18 protein-coding genes are annotated in these 18,278 nt (G+C 54.0%); 2 read left to right on the forward strand and 16 right to left on the reverse strand.

What is annotated here, in order from left to right; translation table 11 throughout:
* Positions 1-158: 158 nt before the first annotated feature.
* The 7 genes from MKX51_RS19650 to MKX51_RS19680 form a co-directional block, all read right to left on the reverse strand.
* On the reverse strand, positions 159-1,073 hold the full coding sequence (locus MKX51_RS19650) for a phosphotransferase (protein ID WP_340993533.1): 915 nt from the start codon (positions 1,071-1,073) through the stop codon (positions 159-161).
* A 198-nt stretch (positions 1,074-1,271) separates the two neighbouring features.
* Entirely contained in the window at positions 1,272-1,583 is a 312-nt protein-coding gene (locus MKX51_RS19655) for a hypothetical protein (RefSeq protein ID WP_340993534.1), read from the reverse strand.
* 95 nt (positions 1,584-1,678) lie between these two features.
* On the reverse strand, positions 1,679-1,900 hold the full coding sequence (locus tag MKX51_RS19660; protein WP_340939561.1) for a hypothetical protein: 222 nt from the start codon (positions 1,898-1,900) through the stop codon (positions 1,679-1,681).
* A 73-nt stretch (positions 1,901-1,973) separates the two neighbouring features.
* Positions 1,974-3,668, reverse strand: a complete 1,695-nt coding sequence (locus tag MKX51_RS19665) for an oleate hydratase (protein WP_340993535.1) — start codon at positions 3,666-3,668, stop codon at positions 1,974-1,976.
* Between the two features lie 130 nt (positions 3,669-3,798).
* The gene (locus MKX51_RS19670; RefSeq protein WP_076084289.1) at positions 3,799-4,407 is read right to left on the reverse strand and encodes a TetR/AcrR family transcriptional regulator C-terminal domain-containing protein; all 609 of its coding nucleotides are present in this window, start codon (positions 4,405-4,407) and stop codon (positions 3,799-3,801) included.
* Between the two features lie 87 nt (positions 4,408-4,494).
* A complete protein-coding gene (locus MKX51_RS19675; protein WP_340993536.1) occupies positions 4,495-5,223 on the reverse strand; it encodes a metallophosphoesterase family protein in 729 nt (242 codons plus the stop codon).
* Positions 5,224-5,354: 131 nt separating this feature from the next.
* Positions 5,355-6,950: a sigma-70 family RNA polymerase sigma factor gene (locus tag MKX51_RS19680; protein WP_340993537.1), complete on the reverse strand. Its 1,596-nt coding sequence runs from the start codon at positions 6,948-6,950 to the stop codon at positions 5,355-5,357.
* Between the two features lie 285 nt (positions 6,951-7,235).
* Here MKX51_RS19680 and MKX51_RS19685 point away from each other — a divergent pair, with 285 nt between their 5' ends.
* The gene (locus tag MKX51_RS19685) at positions 7,236-9,419 is read left to right on the forward strand and encodes a YDG domain-containing protein (RefSeq protein ID WP_340993538.1); all 2,184 of its coding nucleotides are present in this window, start codon (positions 7,236-7,238) and stop codon (positions 9,417-9,419) included.
* A gap of 101 nt (positions 9,420-9,520) precedes the next feature.
* Here the strand turns inward: MKX51_RS19685 and MKX51_RS19690 are convergent, their stop codons facing one another.
* From MKX51_RS19690 to MKX51_RS19720, 7 genes are all read right to left on the reverse strand, one after another.
* Complete coding sequence (locus tag MKX51_RS19690; RefSeq protein ID WP_340993539.1) at positions 9,521-10,060, reverse strand: RNA 2'-phosphotransferase; 540 nt, start codon at positions 10,058-10,060, stop codon at positions 9,521-9,523.
* A gap of 526 nt (positions 10,061-10,586) precedes the next feature.
* Entirely contained in the window at positions 10,587-11,342 is a 756-nt protein-coding gene (sigF, locus tag MKX51_RS19695) for an RNA polymerase sporulation sigma factor SigF (RefSeq protein WP_076084301.1), read from the reverse strand.
* Positions 11,343-11,353: 11 nt separating this feature from the next.
* Positions 11,354-11,809 (reverse strand): anti-sigma F factor, encoded by a 456-nt coding sequence (gene spoIIAB / locus MKX51_RS19700; RefSeq protein WP_036727460.1) that lies wholly within the window; start codon positions 11,807-11,809, stop codon positions 11,354-11,356.
* Entirely contained in the window at positions 11,806-12,159 is a 354-nt protein-coding gene (gene spoIIAA, locus MKX51_RS19705; protein ID WP_036727462.1) for an anti-sigma F factor antagonist, read from the reverse strand. Before spoIIAA ends, spoIIAB begins: the two co-directional genes overlap by 4 nt.
* A gap of 172 nt (positions 12,160-12,331) precedes the next feature.
* The gene (locus tag MKX51_RS19710) at positions 12,332-13,570 is read right to left on the reverse strand and encodes a D-alanyl-D-alanine carboxypeptidase family protein (protein WP_445322019.1); all 1,239 of its coding nucleotides are present in this window, start codon (positions 13,568-13,570) and stop codon (positions 12,332-12,334) included.
* Between the two features lie 131 nt (positions 13,571-13,701).
* Positions 13,702-14,127, reverse strand: coding sequence for a hypothetical protein (locus tag MKX51_RS19715; RefSeq protein ID WP_339310445.1), 426 nt, complete (start codon positions 14,125-14,127; stop codon positions 13,702-13,704).
* 90 nt (positions 14,128-14,217) lie between these two features.
* On the reverse strand, positions 14,218-15,228 hold the full coding sequence (locus MKX51_RS19720; RefSeq protein ID WP_340993541.1) for an acyltransferase family protein: 1,011 nt from the start codon (positions 15,226-15,228) through the stop codon (positions 14,218-14,220).
* 273 nt (positions 15,229-15,501) lie between these two features.
* Between MKX51_RS19720 and MKX51_RS19725 the strand changes: the two genes are divergently transcribed.
* Positions 15,502-15,921: a hypothetical protein gene (locus MKX51_RS19725; RefSeq protein WP_340993542.1), complete on the forward strand. Its 420-nt coding sequence runs from the start codon at positions 15,502-15,504 to the stop codon at positions 15,919-15,921.
* A gap of 229 nt (positions 15,922-16,150) precedes the next feature.
* Here MKX51_RS19725 and MKX51_RS19730 read toward each other — a convergent pair whose 3' ends face one another.
* Entirely contained in the window at positions 16,151-17,113 is a 963-nt protein-coding gene (locus MKX51_RS19730; RefSeq protein ID WP_340939548.1) for an ABC transporter ATP-binding protein, read from the reverse strand.
* Positions 17,110-18,087: an ABC transporter ATP-binding protein gene (locus tag MKX51_RS19735; protein WP_340993543.1), complete on the reverse strand. Its 978-nt coding sequence runs from the start codon at positions 18,085-18,087 to the stop codon at positions 17,110-17,112. Before MKX51_RS19735 ends, MKX51_RS19730 begins: the two co-directional genes overlap by 4 nt.
* Positions 18,088-18,278: the final 191 nt, after the last annotated feature.

Raw genomic sequence — 18,278 nt, forward strand, 5'->3', positions numbered from 1 at the left:
CAATGGACAAAATAAAAACAAGTAGAAACGGCTTTGCCGTCCTTTAAAAGGAGGGCAAAGCCGTTTCAGCGAGAAGGCGGATCGTATCTTATCGCGGCCTTTAAACGACCAAATGGTGCCGCTAGCCCTAGCCCCATAGCCGCAACCAAATAATGAGCCTAATCCGACAGTGCCCGCATAATATTGGATTTTGCCTCTGCCGCAATCGCTTCATTCCCGTCATCGACCGCTTGCATTAAGATCAGCATGGGGATGTATACCGCGATCAGCCTCGCCAGCAGCATCGTGTCCTCGTCCGCTCCTCCGTACGTTTCGAAAAACACGCCGCGGGCGTAAGGTGGTAAAAAGCTATAAGCAACGCTCAAATCGCAAGCCGGATGGCCTACGCTCAGATCGCCCCAATCAATGATGCCGGAAACGATCCCGTTCTCATTCACAAGCATATTTTTGAAATGAAGATCGCCATGCAGCAGTACATTCACCGCCTCGACACGGTCCTTTTGCAGACTGTTAATATACGCTTCGATCACACCGGACTCCTCCGGCGACAAGTGTTCAGCCAGCTTCGATAGAAAGCCCTCCATCTTCACTTTGCGCGATGCTATGTCTGTCAAGCTTCGATGATCCTGCTGAACTCCGCACTCCAGCGCCGTCTGCACTGGAAATTCATGCAATCTCCGCAAAAATCCCGCCAGCGTCTCTGCCGATAAAGCCCGGCGTTCTTCCGTCAGACCGATTGGGAAATCGCCTGGCACGTGGGCATAGCCAAGAAATGGTGCCGGGTATTCATCACTTGCTTCGCCATAAAACAGCGGTTTCGGATAGGGGATGGTCAAATAGGCCTCCAGCTCCGGCAGCAGCTTCCCTTCCATACGAATCGCGCCAACTGCAAACGTTCTTCTTGGAAACCGGAACACGTACTCGTCACCGATGAGAAAAACCGTATTGTCCCAGCCCCAGCCCAATCGCTTCACTTGCTTCGATGACAGCTGAGGGAATTGTCTGCCGATCAGCGTCCGCGCCTGCTCTTCGTTAACCTCCCACTCCGCATCCCATACATTCGTTCCTCCCATGAATTGTCTGCCTCCTCGTTCCTTCGCTCAATCATGCATTCGATACACCGAACCCACCTATGAGGTCGCCTCATTTTTATGCTTATCAACAACAAAGTTTAACATAGCTATATTATTAAAAACAGCCTATCCTCCCAGTTCCATCCTGTTAGAGATGTAGCTGGAGCATAGGCTGTCAGATTGGCGGTTAGTTGAGTTCTATACATTCTGAAGCGTGCCGCCGAATATTTTGCGGATGTACCCTTGCAGCTTGCCGATATGCGGCACGAAGAGGCTTTTGTCATACACATAATTGGATTGGGTTACCAGCTGTGAATAGAGCAGGAAGAGGATGGCCGCGAGCTCCCGGTCAATCTGCCGCTCATGCTCCATCAGAGCATACATCTCATCCAGCGCCTCATAGAGCTGAAGCAGAGCCGCCTCATTAATGAGCTTACGGCGCAGCGGTACAAGAATATCTGTAGCAATAGCATCAATCCGCAGAATAACAGCCGCCAGTCTCTCGTTCACACTATTCTCCTCCTGCAGTGACTGAATGGTTAAGCGCTTGCTTATTACCATCCTATGTCTGCCGGACCCCAGGCATGCCTGGGCAGCGGAATCAGCTACCTCGTGTAATCCTCGTATTCGTCTCTCCTGTTCAGCTTGGAGTACATATATTCATCATTCTTCAGCTTATAGAGCTGGCCCATTGCACCAAAGATCAACACTAGAACTACAATCAGACCATAGGCATAGCTAAACTGGTTGAAATAGAAACACAATACAATGGCTGCAAAGGTCATAAGCAGCAGTGCAAGTGCGATCCGGCTCAGAATTTTCTTCATCAGGGTTCCTCCGCAGAAAGTTTTAGTCTAAATGTATCATAATCTGCGGACGAATCCTGTCGAAAGCTGGCAGCTAGATCATTTTCGAGAGTACCGTTCCCGCCAGCAGCTCACCGAGCGTCTTATCGAGCGGCAGCGGCTTATTGCCCAGGCAGGTGCGGAGCGCGGTCAGCAGCACACGGACATCATATTTGCTGGGATGGACCGGAATCACTTCTTTGTCCAGCGCCAGCAGATTATAGACGGCCATCATTGCGGAGCGGACCGAATACTCCACGGTGAACACGCAGTCGTCCGGCACTTCGGCGAACTGGCCGAGGAAGGCCAGATTCACACTGCCCTGCGGCACGACCTGCGGACGGTCACCAAGAACGCGCGGCATGAACTGTGCAGTGATATAAGGCATCATACAAGGGATGACGTTAGTGGTATGCTCCAGAATCCCGGGAATGCGGTCCGCAAGACCCATATGGTAGCACAGTTCCTCCAGCAGCTCGCGTCCGGTGCAGTCGCTCATTTTTTTCTTGATATAGTCGCCTTCGGCATCCGGGAACAGGCCATACGCCCACAGTACCTTCACATTGTCCGGCTGGTTGATGAAATGCGGCTGCTTCGGTGCGGTCCAGGACATCATCCAGCTGGAGTCTTTGATCGTGACCACGCCGCCCATGCCGGGAGCATCTCCCGTCAGCTCCAGCAGATAAGGGAATACAATCTCATCATCGGTAAAAGTCATTGTGAACGACAGCCATTTGGACTTGTCGATATCCCCGCAGAACACTTCAGGGCGGCCGAAATCCGGGGATTTGGCAGCAAGCTTCTCCCAGAGGCTCCAGCACCCGCGTTCAGTAACGGACCGGTTCAGCACCGCCGGGTGGTCCAGATCGCCAAGGGTAGAATTCTCTGTCATTGAGCCGTTCGTGACCATGACCAGATCCCCGCGTGTCACCGGAATCGTCTTCGGAGAACCATTAACCTGCACCTGAATCGCGGTTACAACCTTCTCATCGCCGCTCATACTAAGCTCCAGATCCGTAACCTCATGCCCTTTGTCAAAATGAACGCCCTCACGTTCCAGCCATTTCATCAGCGGCAGGATCAGCGAGTCGAACTGGTTGTATTCGGTGTGCAAAATTCCTTTCAGCTGGTTCATCCCGGAGATCAGGTGCATGAACCGCTCCATATAACGCTTCACCTCTACCACGCTATGCCAATTCTCGAAGGCGAACATGGAGCGCCAGAAATACCAGAAATTCGTCTCCAGGAAGCTCGGGTCAAAAAACTGCTCAATCGTCACCGAGCCCAGTCTCTCTTCGGTAGCCAGCGTAAGCTTACCTAATTGCAGCGCATGTGCGGTAGAGAGCCCAAGCGATGAGAAGTCGGCGGGGGTGCCTTGCTTTTCGACCAAACGGCAATGCGATTCAATCGGTTCAGCCAGGTTGAGCTCCCGGAATTCATCCAGCACCGTCCGGTCCGGATTGGTCAGGGAAGGGATGAAGCCGAACAGCTCCATGAAGCACTCGAAGTGCTCTTCAATCTCGCGTCCGCCCCGGGCGCTGTAGCCATCCTTGGCATTGCCCGCCCCGTCCATGGAACCGCCGTATACAGCTGATTGCTCCAGAATATGAATATTCCGGCCGGGCATATGCCCGTCACGGATCAGGAAGGCCGCCGCCGACAGGGAGCCGATCCCTCCTCCGACGAGATAAGCCTTGCGTGAAGCGATGCCTTCCTGTACCTGCGGATGAATTCTTTGATATGTACCCATGTGTCCTCTTCCTTCCTTGTTCAGGGGATAAGTGCCTGCTAACTGCCTTCACTATAACCGCCGTGAACCAGGGATTCTATGGACAGCTGGACGCAACTGTCCAGGGATTACACATCCGCCCGATATTGTGTCATAACTTCACCGGATGAACTGCAGACTGATAATGCTCAAGCCCCCGGGCAATGCATCCGTCCATAATCCGTGATACCTTGTCCACCACTCCGGCCGGATCTGTATTCGCCCCGGCTCTGAGCCAGTGGATCACCTGTTCAAGGATGGCCAGCGTGTAGAAATCGGCTATATCGAGTCTGGCCTGCATTCTCACAGGCTCCGGAATCTGCTCCTGTCCCGGCCACGCCTGCCCGTCTAGCTCCTCCACTACGCTGATCATGACGCGGTAAATCACTCCGTACAGGAATTGCTCCAGATGCTCGCGTCCCAGCGAATGGAAGGTATTCAGACAGATCGTTTTGTTATTTACGGTGTAACGCAGGACGCTTAAGAATCCTTGCTTCCAGCCCGCCCAGCAGCAGTATTGGTCCAGTCCTTCAATCACTTCTGACTTGTAGATCCAGCCGAGCAGCTCATAGATATCCTGAAAATGATTATAAAACGTATGGCGGGTCACCCCGCAATCCGCTGTGAGCTGCTGGATCGTTATTTTGTTCAGGGGCTTGGTGAGCATAAGCTTCTTCAGAGACCGGGCTAACGCGTTCTTCGTTAAGAGTGAATTGGACATCTCTGCCTCCTGTGAGCGCTTGGATTTTATATTCCAATTATAACCAATTGAGAGTTTGTTTTCATCCCGCCTGCTCCGCAGCTCTTGTTACTCCCGCTCCCCTAGCCGGACTGCATAGGTCTTGTATCCCGCTTCGCTAATCTCAAGGCAGTTCAACTGCTCCCCGTACACGCAGCCGCCGTCGATGCCTATTTTGTCGCCCAGCGGACTGAACCAGACGCCTGCCCCGTCCTGCAGATCTACCGTAGAGGTATGGCCGAATACACCCGTCTTCTCCGTAGAAGTTACAGGATGATTGTAGAAAGGCTCCCGAATCCAGATAAAATCATACTCCCGCTGCATCCGCCAGTCGGCAAGGGAAGGATTAATGCCAGCATGAACGAACAGATGGGTCTCCGTCTCATAGTAGTAAGGCAACGAACCCAGGAAATCCAGATGCTCCTTATACTCCGTACGCATGAACCGCTTCATCTCCGTGTAATCCTTCCAGCCTGAATCCGGGTGCAGCAGCACCGAATCCCGCCCTCCGCAGTAGCTCAGAAGGGTGTGGAATCCCCCATTGGTTATCCAGTGGGTATCCCGCTTATCATCCTCTCCCGCCAGCGCATCGCAGGCCATCTGATCATGGTTGCCCCGCAGCACAATCACCCCTTCCGCTTCGGCAAGCCGCTTCACCTGTTCCACGACCGCTCTGCTGTCCGGGCCTCTGTCCACATAATCCCCCAGCAGGATCAATTGATCCCTGGAGGGGTTATACTCCGCCCGCCGGAGCAGCAGATTGAATTCCTCTATACAACCGTGAATGTCACTGATCACTAATGTTCTGATGCCGCTCTCCTCCTTCTTCAGATGAAACTGTCTTGACCTGGAGTATTCATTATACTAACACAAAAAAGAGGTTCACCCGCCAAGCGTTCAGCTTAGCAGGGAAACCTCCTGGTTACATTCTATTCCATCCGCGCGGATGACGGGTGCTGTACCGGCCGTTCCGCAGCACGGTCCCAGCGCCAGAGGGCGTCATGCCCCTGCAGATGCAGGCCGCCGTACCATTCATCGATACTTTGCAGGTGTAACCGGTCGGCTGCTCCGGCCAACACCTGCTCTCCCCATGCAGTCATCGTAACGCTGCGGTTCAGGAATTCCGGTACTTCCCTGTAGTCTGTAAGCTCTGCCACACCGTCAATCTCAAGCAGAGGCTTCGTCCCGGCCGTCAGTGTGCGCAGGATCTTCCAGTATTCCGTATCGCCCATGCCAAGCCGGTGCAGCTCATCCGTAACCTGACGGAACAGCTTAAGCGGCGTATCCATTCCGTTAGCTACAGCTTGGAGGGTGGTCTCTTCGACGATCCCGAGACCGTTCTCTACAGAAGGCAGACGGGAGAGGTGGGCCTTGAAGGCATCATAGGCAAAAGCAAGCGCGCCCGCAGCCAGCTCCTCCCGCTTCGCCGCAAGCAGGTCTGCGAGCTTCCGGGGATCGGCAGCGGCATAGGCCTCCCACAGCAGGCTTCCCAGCTGCAGCTCCTTGCGGCTTATATTCCGCCAGGTTCCCGGCAGGGTACTCAGCTGAGCTTCCGTCAGCTGTCCCAGACCATGGAACAGCTCAATCCCGGGGAAATCTCCGATGCAGAGCAGGCTCAGCTTCGTGTTGCCCAGCTTTTGCCCATTGAACCAGTGTAATAGATAGGCCAGCATACTCTGGTCGAACAGATCATGCTCGAACCATAGCACCACCTCATCATACTGGCGGAATCCGCTAATCCTCCGCTCCTGCTCCGCACAGCCCGCCAGATATTCAGCCGCCGGAATGCCCATCGTGGCCTGTAGCACCTCCGCCCGCAGCAGCCGGTTCTGCTCTTCCGCCGGATCGATGAATACCGGTCCCGCCGAATAGATCTCTCTCCACACCAGCACCTCCCCCTGGACAATCCCCTGCTTCAGCTTGTCTCCCACCGTGTCACCATTCACAATATGCAGCATTCGCTGTCCTCCCTCATGTAACAAATGAAATGCAGCCGCCAGATCGACAACAGGCAATGCCCCCTTCAGCTTGCGTCTGCCGTCATACAGCCTTTTCTTCAGCGTACCCGCCGGAATTCCCAGATAGACGGAGATCTCTGGCAGCGAATATCCATAGAAGTAGAACAATTGCAGCGGTACCCGCAGCTTGGCAGACAATTCCGACACTGACCTGTGGAGCACCTGTGTCCATTCCCGGTATTCAACAATCTCCGCTGCGCCGGGAGAAGAGCCGGCGACATGCACCGCTGCCTCCAGAGGCAGCAAGGCTTGACGCTTACGCCGCAGCAGCCGGTGACACTGCCTGACCACAATGGTTTTGAACCATCCCGGAAACGCTGCAGGCTCCTGCAGGCTGGCAAGGTTCATATACGCTTCCAGCAAGGCTTCCTGTACCGCGTCTTCCGCAAGCTGCACATCTCCCAGCCTGTCGTAGGCCACTACGTAAGCCATCCCACGGACATGCCCGCTAAGCTGCCGGAAGGCTTCGGCATCGCCCTTCTGCGCCTTTTCAATCCAATGCAGCATACGTCTGCAAACCTCATTTCTGTATTTTTATCGTGTTCTAATAATAAGTGCCGGTCCGGGAGGAAAAGGTTACATAGGGGGTCCGGAATGTATTGACCAGTGTCAGATTTATATTTTGGAAAATTAAATTTGTAATGATTATATTTATTTAAATTAATTTCGAATGATATGTGTTACTATTAATTCATTTAGCCCAGCTCGGAGGCCAAGTCTGTTACCCTGGAGGATCTAGTGATACCCAAGGCCTATATCAGCGAAGACAATACACTTTCGGGAGGCTTACTATTGAATCATAAACCGGGCAAGCTTGTTCTCTCCACACTAATGATAGCAACTGCACTATATTCTTCGACCGGAACAGCTACTGGCGCTGCCGCTCCTTCATTAACTGGAATCACTGGCCACTGGGCACAGAACGAAGTTACCGATTGGGTTGACAAAGGGTTCATTCAGGGATATGCCGACGGCAGCTTCAAACCGGACAATAGTCTGAAGAGAACAGAGTTCATGGCGCTCATCAACCGCGCCTTCGGATTCACTGAAACGGCACCTGTCTCCTACCCGGATCTCTCTTCAAGCAGCTGGGCCTACACTGAGGTTGCCAAAGCCGTGAAAGCCGGATATATCAACGGATATTCAGATGGTACGATCGGTAGCGGCAAGTCCATCAGCAGACAGGAGGCCGCTGTGATCATCAACCGGTTATTGAAGCTGGATGCCGCGCAGACCCGCACTCTTTTCAGTGATTCCAAGGATATTGCCGCCTGGGCACTGGATTCTGTCAATGCTGTAGCTGCGGCAGGAGTCATGAAGGGTTACTCCGAAGATAACAGCTTCAGACCCGGCAGAGATATTACCCGTGCGGAAGCCGTAGTGTCCTTAACGCGCACCAAAGTAATTGAGGAGGCTCCGGCTAATACTCCAGTAAATGGTGGAGGCACATCCTCAGCAACCGCCTCACCGACAGCTAGTCCAACCTCTACACCCACTGCTACACCTACGCCGGTTCGGAGCACCTATGTCCCTTCCGATCCAACGGCTGCGCCTACAGCTACACCAGCACCGGCACCTACACCCACTCCTGCAACTACGCCGATCCCTACAGTTACCCCTACACCTACACCTACACCTATACCTACTCCTGATCCGGGGGATACGTCAGCCCCTCTACTTAGCAGTGTAACTCTTGAAGCAGTTACTGTAGGAGATAATGTGTACGGGACAAGCAACGAAGCAGGTTATTTGTACCTGGTTCCTTCCACTGTAGCAGTGACCACGGCAGAGCTGGAAGGCTCCATCCATGCTGCTCTGGGTAAAAAGCTGGCGGTAACCGCCTCCGTCTATTCTTCGCTGAATACTCAGGGCCTGCCTGCTGATCATTATGTTGTGTATGCTGTAGATGCCTCCGGCAATATCTCGGCCCCTTCCAGCACGATTGAGGTTAGAGCGATTGAACTGACTATAGGGCTTCCTGCCTCCTTGACAGAGTCCAAAACCTATGACGGCACTGCTTCAGCAGCTGTAACCGCGAATTCGCTGACCGGTGTGCTGAGCGGTGACGATGTTGATGTTCATACCTCTGCTGCCTACAACAGCGCAGCGCTTGGGGTGAACAAGACGATAACCGTTACCTACACATTAAGCGGAGCGCAGGCAGCTAGCTATATCGCACCAGCTCCCTATATCGTGAATACGGGCAGTATCGCACTGAATCCATTAACCATCGCAGCCCCTAATTTGACCTTGGCAAAGTTCAAGGACGGAACCACTACAGCAGCAGTGACCCCCGGACAGCTTATAGGGGTAGTTCCCGGGGAAGATGTCACTGTGAGCGCCGTTGCCAACTATGATACATCAGCCGTTGGGACGAACAAGACCATAACTGTAGTCTATACGCTTAGCGGAACAGATGCGGGCAATTATATTGCACCTGCGAGCTACATTGTCACCAACGGGGAGATTGACCGGGATCAGATCACACGCTCCAGAGTCTATGACGGAACGACTGCGGCAGCGGTAATCGTTGGTGCGGTAAACGGTATCATCGACGGAGATGATGTGACTGTGCATGCCTCCGGGACCTATGACAGTCCTAATGTCGGTGTGAACAAAATCATCACCATCTCTTACACCTTAACAGGAGCAGATGCAGGTAACTATTTCCCACCTGCTAGCTATTCCATTAATACAGGTATTATCACAGCCTTACAGTTGGACATTACAGCACCCGTTCTCACAGAGTCTAAGCTCTATGACGGGAATACATCGGCCCAGATCACTCCAGGTACCCTGATCGGAGTTATTCCGGGGGATGATGTTACAGTGAGCGCTACAGCAACTTATAACGATGCTGCTGTCGGCAGCGGCAAACTCATCACCGTGGTCTACACCTTATCCGGCGACGATGCAGGTAACTATGCGGCACCGGGGAATTACATGATCTCAACAGGTGTGATTGTAGCGCCTTAAGAAGAGATTTGTGAACATATGGTAAAAGATAAAAGCGTCCCGCGAGCCGTGAACCGGCTGGTTGGGGCGCTTTTGTTGTGGTTGGGGTTGGTTAGAGTAGGCTATAAGTCAGTAATGAATTCGGGCGGAATATAGTCTGCGAGCCAGATATTATGATTTCCGTGATAGAACTTGATTCCTTCCTGTGCGGCCCGCCCGGCATCGATAGTTAAGATCACAGGACTTGAGTCCTTTCGTCCTCCCACCAGCTTCGCTGTATCCGTATCCACCGAGAAATGAACATACTGCCTCTTCATGGGTTTCAGTCCTTCGTGCAGAATCGTCTCCACCCATTGCCTGGCTGTACCGTGGTATAGAATGGGGGGCGGAGTTTCATTTTGCTTGATTATTTTTTGCGGGACAGAGTGACCATACAGCGCCCTGATTCTGCCCTCCGCAAGCTCATGCCGCTGCTTATCCGATGCTGCGATCATCTTGTCCAGATCCTCTGCACCGACCGATTCCCACTTCTTGTCCTGATGCAGCGAGTGGAGCAGTTGCTCGATATCCACCCATCCCTGTGCATCCAATTCCAGTTCATATTCCCACGGTGCGTGACGCAGGGCGTAGGAGACCACTTTGCTGAGCTTTGCATAATCCACCTGTGTATAGACCTCCATAGTCATTTTGCATTGTTGTCAGTATTCAAAATCATCGATTGTGACGAGTTTAGCCTAGTTTAGCATATGTGAAGCTTCCGGTATAACCATGCGCAAGGCCATAGGCGTGCTCCGTCAACAAGCGAAGAGGACTGAGATTCCGTTATGTCTGCCTACGAGGCGGGTATGCCAGAGCACGCGGACTCAGAATCCGCTATGTGACCAGATTCCGCTTGATTAGGAGCCGAAAAGACAAGATAACGGAATCTCAGTCCGTTTCAGGCTCAAAAAGAGACGTTTCGGCCAAATAAGGGAATCTGAGTCCGGTTCGTACAACGACCGGCAGTGGGGGGCATGGTCTCACTTTGAGTGCACGCAAAAAGCCGCCCCCCTTGGGAGCGGCCCGCCTTGCACCCGTCACTGTACATCACATACTTAACTCTTGCTACGCACCACAGCTAACCCGACTGCTGTATCGGACTTACGGAGCTGCGGCAGTATCAGCCTAGACGCGCTGTACCTTCCACCGCTACTGCGCAATCTGCTCGCGGATGTTCGCGAGAATCTTCTTCTCCAGCCTCGACACCTGCACCTGCGAGATGCCGAGGCGGCTGGCGACTTCCGACTGGGTCTGATCACGGTAATAGCGCAGATACACGATCAGACGCTCGCGCTCGGTTAGCGCACCGATGGCCTCGTTCAAGGCCAGCTTGTCGAACCAGCGCTCCTGCGACTCGTCGGCGATCTGGTCGATCAGCGTGATCGGATCGCCGTCGTTCTCGAAGACGGTCTCGTGGATCGAAGTCGGCGGCTTGTTGGCTTCCTGGGCGAAGACGATTTCTTCGGGCGTGACGCCCAGCGCTTCGGCCACTTCACCGATGGTCGGGAGGCGGTCGAGCGTTTTGGACATCTCATCCTTCATCTTGCGCACCTTGTTGGCCATCTCCTTCAGCGAGCGGCTGACCTTGAGTGTGCCGTCATCGCGGAGGAACCGCTGGATCTCGCCGATAATCATCGGCACGGCATAGGTGGAGAACTTGACCTCATAGCTGAGGTCGAATTTATCAACGGACTTCAGCAGTCCGATACAGCCGATCTGGAACAAATCATCCGGTTCATATCCGCGGTTCATAAACCGCTGCACCACCGACCAGACGAGGCGGATATTGCAGTTGACCAGCGTGTCGCGGGCCGTATGGTCCCCGGCTTGACTGAGCGCGATTAGACGTTTGACCTCCGCATCGTCCAAATAGGTCGGCGGAGCTTTTTTTGCTTCTGCATCCATGGCTCCAACCCCTAATTGTATAAAGCTTTTTTCGAGACGATGGTTTTCTTCATCGAGATTGAGGTTCCGCGTCCCGGTTCGCTGATAACCTCGAATTCATCCATGAAATTCTCCATAATGGTGAAGCCCATACCTGACCGCTCCAGCTCCGGCTTCGAGGTATACAGCGGCTGCTGGGCCAGCTCCAGATCCTCAATGCCCCGGCCCTTATCCTCAATCGTCAGGTGCACGGTCTCATTCTCAAGCGAAGCGGATATGCTGACAACGCCTGCGGGATCACTGTCATAACCGTGAATAATACAATTGGTGACGGCCTCCGAGACGACCGTCTTCAGGTCATTCAGCTCCTCCATCGTCGGGTCGAGCCGGGAGACAAAGGCAGCCACTACCACACGTGCAAACGATTCATTCTCCGACAGCGCGGCAAACTGGACACTCATGAAGTTACGAGCTTCGCTACTAGTCATAACGCGACCTCCAAATCCGAGAGTGCAGCGCTCTCGTCGTCATATAGGGGCATGATTTTGAACAGGCCCGACATTTCCAGCAGGCGCTTCACAGGCGCTGTGGCATCGCAGACTGCCATTTTGCCGCCCTTACTGCGGATCAGCTTGTACCGCCCCAGAATCACTCCGAGACCCGAGCTGTCCATGAACTGCAGCTCCTTCAGACTCAGGATCAGATGCTCCACCTGGCCCCGCATAATCGCTTCATCCATATCCATACGTACATAATCGGCTGCGTGATGGTCCAGTTCCCCGGACAACCGGACAATCAGCACACCCCGGTGATGCTCCATCTCCACATGAGAATTCATACTTGCCACTCTCCTCTTCGTTGCTTGGACAACCGCCCTGTAACTATTTCTTTCCCCTACAAGGACAAGGTTTCTACACCGCAATTGAGGATTCCTGCCTCACGACAAAACTAGAAGAAAACCCCTAAGAACTTACACAAAGCCCCTGGTTCAATCTACAAAATGCAAGAAATTAATCATTCGTAAACATAGCGCCTGTTGCCCGCTTGAACAGCTTCCACCAGCCCGCCTTGGCTACCGTTTCGCCTGCCTTCAGCTCATATTCCTTCAGGACAGCGGTTCCCTGGTAGACCACCAGCTTGCCGACCGTCTGGCCTTCGGCCACCGGAGCCTTCACCTGCTCATTCAGCACCAGCTCATGGCGGATACCCTCCTGGGTTACTCCTTTGCGGAGCAGGACACTATAGTCTTCCTTCGCCACCAGCGGGAGCTGCGACTTCACGCCCTTCTCAATCCTCACCGTGCCGATGGTGTCGCCTTCTTTGTGAATCATATGCAATTTATATTGGGAAAAGAGGTAGTCGAACATCGCCGAGACCTCGCTGTTGCGGGTCTTGGTGTTCGGCTCGCCCAGCACCACCGCTACAGCGCGCAGGCCGTCTCTGGCCGCCGTTGCCGACAGGCAGAACTTCGCTTCGGACGTATATCCCGTCTTCAGCCCGTCAGCCCCCGTGTAGAACCGCACCAGCTTGTTGGTGTTGACCAGCCAGAACGGCTTGGTGGAATCCTTGCGCAGGTAATCCTGATACGAGCCGGTGTATTTGATAATCTGCTCATGCTTCAGCAGCTCCCGGCTGATGACGGCAATATCATGCGCGGAGGAATAATGATTCGCAGCCGGCAGGCCGTTGCAGTTGGCGAAATGAGTATCCTTCAGGCCCAGGTCCTGCGCCTTCTGGTTCATGAGATCGACGAAGGCGCTCTCCGAGCCTGCGATTTTCTCCGCCATAGCTACGGAAGCATCATTGCCGGAGGCCATTGCGATGCCCTTCAGCATATCGTCAACCGTCATTTCTTCACCCGGCTCCAGAAAAATCTGCGAACCGCCCATCGATGCCGCATACTCGCTGGTCCGCACCTTGTCGGTCAGCTGCAGTTTGCCCTCGTCCAGCGCCTCCACCGTCAGCAGCATGGTCATAATCTTGGTAATACTGGCCGGCGGAAGTTTATCATGGCTGTTCTTCTCATAGATGACCGTGCCCGTGCTGGCATCCATAAGAATGGCAGAACGCGCCCCTGGCGCAAGCGTAGCAGCCGCCCCTCCGGCATTGCCGGAATTTGCGGTGCCTTTGGCTTTTTCCTCCGCCCAGGCTCCGGTAGCGCCTCCCAGAACCGATACAGTAATGCATAACGCAAGCGTAACATAACGAATTTTCCTCACAATGGTTCCCCTCCTGAACTTAACCTTCATTTCACAGGTACTGTGTTCCAGTTTCGTCAGAATCGCAGGAAATTATTCCATTTCACGCACAAAAAAAAGGCCTTCCCCCGGTATCTTCACAGATACTTGAGAAAGCCCCTTTCCGGTACTGCTATGATAACCTAGCCGCCGATAGCCAAAGCGCTGAAAATTACAGGTCCCACCACTGTAGCAACGGAGCCGACATCCTGGTTCTCTACAATCAGCTGATAGTTCTGGACCCCGGCCGGAACGTTGACATCTACCATATGCAGCGAAATAATACCGTCGTCATTGAAATTCTCCTCCAGCTCTGTCCGAGCGTAGAAGATTTCTGTACCTGCCCGCCAGATGCGGACCAGCACATTGGGCGTATCCAGCGTAACATCCACGCCGATGGTAGCTTTCAGTTCAACCTTATTGGGAAAATGTCCTGGAACTGCGGGATCGATATAAACCGATGTTCCTGCAATCTGTATACCTGCCGGAGAAATGGGAACAGGTATGGAGACCCCGTTAGTAATAGGTGTAACTACGGATGCGTTATAATCCAACAGTGTTTTGGCCACGCATGATCACTCCTTTTCATATTCTACTAAAGTATATGAAAGATATGAAAAAGAGCTTGTGCATTTCTATCACTAGTATCACCTATTTATCTAGCGTGCGTTGCTATAATTCACTGCTGGACGGCTCCCGCCCTTATGCCCGAGATACAGCCTCGACAGTAGAGGAGAACGCACCGCCCAAGTGGCGGCCAGCAGCGGCACCCCCACTCCGATCAGCGTAAAGGGCAACAGCCCGTAATCCGTCCCGAGGAGATATTTGAGCCCGTAATTCAAAGGCAAATGCAGGTACATAATCGCAATGGAATTGCGTCCCAGACTGCCCATCCAGTCCAGCGGAACAAGCTTCGAGAGACGGTACACAGCGGCGCAGATAGTCAATGAGATGAGCATCGGCACGGCCAGATCGAGCAGCAGTGAAGTATACTCCTTGTATTTCATATTCAGGCTGTATTGAAGGACTCCCGTCCGCTCCAGCAGCAGCACAAGAGCACATAACGGAAGCAGCACCGGCAGCGCCGAATAGCGGCGGATTAGCGCAGGGATGGCCTGTTTGCCGTAGAATCCGATCGCATAATAAGTAATGGCGAGCAAGGACACATCTGCATTCCAGGGAAGGTTGAAGTTCTTGAGCGAAGTCAGGGAGATGAGATGTGACAGGAGGTAAGCAGAAGCGATCAGGAGAAATTGCGTGCGGCGGGAATAACGGACAATGTATCCGAAGAGCAGTTGAGTGAACAGCAGGCAGGTGATGAACCAGAACACCCCGTAAGGACCCGTGAGTGACAGTCCCCCGTAGAGCAGTCTCGCTATATTCTCGGCGAACCCTTTTACATTGAAGTTGAACAGCAGCAGCACTGCCGCAATCAGGAGTCCGTAGGCAAAATAGGGAGTCATCAGCCCCTTGGTCCGTTTGGCCGCCCAGCCCAAATACCGTCCGGGTTCAACCGGCTTAAATACAAGTCCGCTAAGCATAAAGAACAAAGGCATCCGGAACCAGGACAGATAATGATTCGCTGCCGCATCGCCGGAGTGGCCCATTACTACAAAAATAATACTGAATCCCTTGGCGGCATCAATCCATAATTGTCGTGGTTTGTTCACGTCTTCCTCCCATCTCCTCCCAAATCAGTTTTAATTTAAAGTAATTATAAAAGGGTTTGTTTTTATTTTCAAATTTCGATGAAATATTTCAGTGTTATTTCTGAAAGAATATTCACTTAACAACGGAACAAACTCTGTAAAAATAAGTCATTCTGCCTAGACGGGAGACATTGTCCCATCCGGGTAATAAATAGGGCTAAAGTCCGGCTGTGTTGCCGGTGACGTAGCGGGCAGGAAAAGCGTCTGGTATGGTGCGGGGAAGCAGGAGGCGGGATGCGGAATGTGGTCGGTTTTCCGATTACATTTGGACCACACGCCTCCGCAGCGCCGAATGTGATCGGTTTTCCGATTACATTTGGAACGCGCTCCTCCGCAGCGCCGAATGTGGTCGGTTTTCCGATTACATTTGGACCACGCGCCTCCGCAGCGCCGAATGTGATCGGTTTTCCGATTACATTTGGACCACACGCCTCCGCAGCTCCGAATGTGATCGGTTTTCCGATTACATTTGGACCACGCGCCTCCGCAGCTCCGAATGTGATCGGTTTTCCGACTACATTTGGGCCACGCGCCTCCGCAGCGCCGATTGTGATCGGTTTTCCGATTACATTTGGACTACGTGCCTCCGCAGCGCCGAATGTGATCGGTTTTCCGATTACATTGGACCGCGCGCCTCCGCAGCGCCGAATGTGATCGGTTTTCCGATTACATTTGGACCACACGCCTGTGTGTGTGCATATTGTATGCTGTTTTCGGCATACATTCGGCCCACGGGCCTCCGTGCGAGAACAATGTATGCTGTTTTCCGCATACATTTGCTCCACGGGCCTGCGTGTGAGCCTATTGTATGCTGTTTTCCGCATCCAGCAATAGCAAAGGGCCACCCGCTGCCGGATGGCCCCTCCTCACACTGCACATATGCTTAATACAAATGACAGGCCGTCTGATGGCCTGAATCCAGCTCCCGCAGCACCGGCGCTTCCGACTTGCAGCGGTCCATCGCATGCGGACAGCGGGGGTGGAAGGCACAGCCTGTGGGCGGAGTCTCAGGGTTCGGAACATCCCCGGTCAGGACGATGCGCTGCTTCTTCAGGCCCGGATTCGGCACCGGAACGGCAGACATCAGCGCCTGCGTATACGGATGCAGCGGCTTCGCGAAGAGTGCCTTCGTCGGCGCCAGCTCGACAATCCGCCCCAGGTACATGACGGCCACCCGGTCGCTGATGAACTTCACGACTGACAGGTCATGCGAGATGAACATATAGGTAAGACCGTATTGCTCTTGCAGATCCTGCATCAGATTCAGCACCTGGGCCTGGATGGAGACATCCAGTGCCGATACCGGCTCATCGCAGACAATGAACTTCGGATTCAGCGCAAGCGCGCGGGCAATACCGATCCGCTGCCGCTGGCCGCCGGAGAATTCATGGGGAAAACGGTGAGCCTGATAGGGGGACAGGCCCACCACCTCCATCAGCTGCTCAACCCGGCTCTTCAGCTCTCCGGCGGGAGCTGATCCGTGGGTACGGAGCGGCTCCTCCAGAATGCGCTGGACGGTCCAGCGGGGGTCGAGCGAAGCGTAAGGGTCCTGGAACACCATTTGCATATCGGTACGGAACCTGCGGAGCTGCTCGGTATTCAGGCTGCGCACATCGGTGCCGCCGAACATAATCTCGCCTTCTGTCGGCTCAATCAGCCGCAGAATGGCCCGTCCGGTGGTCGACTTCCCGCAGCCGGATTCTCCGACCACAGCCAGCGTCTCTCCCTGCTCAACGGATAAGGTTATGCCGTCAACGGCTTTGACTGCACCTACCTGCTTAGAGAAGAAGCCCCGGCGGATCGGATAATGCTTCTTCAGATTGCGGACTTCCAGTAATGTGGTCATAGTACTCCCTCCTGCTGCAGGATACAGCGGCATGTGTGGCCCGGCTGTACCTCAAGCAGCTCCGGGAGCTGCTCCCGGCAGCGGTCCACCGCTACAGGACAGCGCGACGCGAACCGGCAGCCGGGCGGCAGATTGGCCGGATTCGGCACCTGGCCCGGAATCGAGCTGAGGCGGTCCTCATCCCCCGCCAGCTGGGGCAGGGAAGCCAGCAGCCCTTGAGTATAGGGATGCAGCGGCTGGCTATACAGGGTAGCCACATCCGTCTCCTCGACGATCTGACCCGCGTACATGATGACGACCCGGTCGCACATCTCGGCGACGACCCCCAGATCATGCGTGATCATCAGGATTGACATCCCCTCGTTCTTTTGCAAATCCCGCATCAGATCAAGGATCTGTGCCTGAATCGTCACATCCAGCGCTGTCGTCGGCTCATCGGCAATGAGCAATTGGGGGTTACAGACCATCGCCATCGCAATCATCACCCGCTGCCGCATCCCGCCGGAGAGCTGATGGGCATACTGCTGGGCAATCTTTTCCGGCCGGGGAATCCCTACCTTGCGCAGCATCTCCACCGCCCGCTCAGCCGCCTCCTTCTTGCTCAGCTTCAGATGGTAACGGGCGGATTCGGAGATCTGGCGGCCGATCTTGAACACCGGATTCAGCGAGGTCATCGGCTCCTGAAAAATCATCGCAATCCGGTTCCCCCGGATGCTCCGTACCTCATTCATAGACATCTCCAGCATATCCTTGCCCTCGAAGCGGATCTGGCCGGAAGCAATCCGGCTGATGCGCTTCGGCAGCAGCTGCATGATGGAGAGTGAGGTGATGCTCTTGCCGCAGCCGGATTCACCGACAATGCCCAGCGTCTCTCCCTTGCGCACTGACAGACTGATGCCGTCCACCGCACGGATCGTACCCGCCGCTGTCTGAAACTCGGTGCATAGCCCTGATACTTCCAGCAGTTCTGTCATGATTGCCCCTCCTTAAATATCCCTGCACAAATTAAAACTTGAAGCTTCGTCGTCACTGCGGTGAACATTTGGACTTCCGGCCGCTGCCCATCCCCAGATTTCTTGATTCAATCCGCTGTTCGCGGGTGAAATCCGGTGACAAAGGCGGTCGCTACCGCTCCTTCAGTTCCAAATTTCCCCTCCGCTACTTT

The organism is Paenibacillus sp. FSL M7-0420 (genome assembly GCF_038002345.1).
Lineage (GTDB): Bacteria > Bacillota > Bacilli > Paenibacillales > Paenibacillaceae > Paenibacillus_AQ.

Coding starts and splice junctions, on each gene's coding strand:
- spoIIAA (WP_036727462.1), bottom strand. CDS start 12,159: ATGAATTCTCATGTGGAGATGGAGCATCACCGGGGTGTGCTGATTGTC.
- MKX51_RS19725 (WP_340993542.1), top strand. CDS start 15,502: ATGCGGAATGTGGTCGGTTTTCCGATTACATTTGGACCACACGCCTCC.
- MKX51_RS19710 (WP_445322019.1), bottom strand. CDS start 13,570: ATGAAGGTTAAGTTCAGGAGGGGAACCATTGTGAGGAAAATTCGTTAT.
- MKX51_RS19670 (WP_076084289.1), bottom strand. CDS start 4,407: ATGTCCAATTCACTCTTAACGAAGAACGCGTTAGCCCGGTCTCTGAAG.
- MKX51_RS19665 (WP_340993535.1), bottom strand. CDS start 3,668: ATGGGTACATATCAAAGAATTCATCCGCAGGTACAGGAAGGCATCGCT.
- MKX51_RS19660 (WP_340939561.1), bottom strand. CDS start 1,900: ATGAAGAAAATTCTGAGCCGGATCGCACTTGCACTGCTGCTTATGACC.
- MKX51_RS19735 (WP_340993543.1), bottom strand. CDS start 18,087: ATGACAGAACTGCTGGAAGTATCAGGGCTATGCACCGAGTTTCAGACA.
- sigF (WP_076084301.1), bottom strand. CDS start 11,342: ATGGATGCAGAAGCAAAAAAAGCTCCGCCGACCTATTTGGACGATGCG.
- MKX51_RS19680 (WP_340993537.1), bottom strand. CDS start 6,950: ATGCTGCATTGGATTGAAAAGGCGCAGAAGGGCGATGCCGAAGCCTTC.
- MKX51_RS19650 (WP_340993533.1), bottom strand. CDS start 1,073: ATGGGAGGAACGAATGTATGGGATGCGGAGTGGGAGGTTAACGAAGAG.
- spoIIAB (WP_036727460.1), bottom strand. CDS start 11,809: ATGACTAGTAGCGAAGCTCGTAACTTCATGAGTGTCCAGTTTGCCGCG.
- MKX51_RS19730 (WP_340939548.1), bottom strand. CDS start 17,113: ATGACCACATTACTGGAAGTCCGCAATCTGAAGAAGCATTATCCGATC.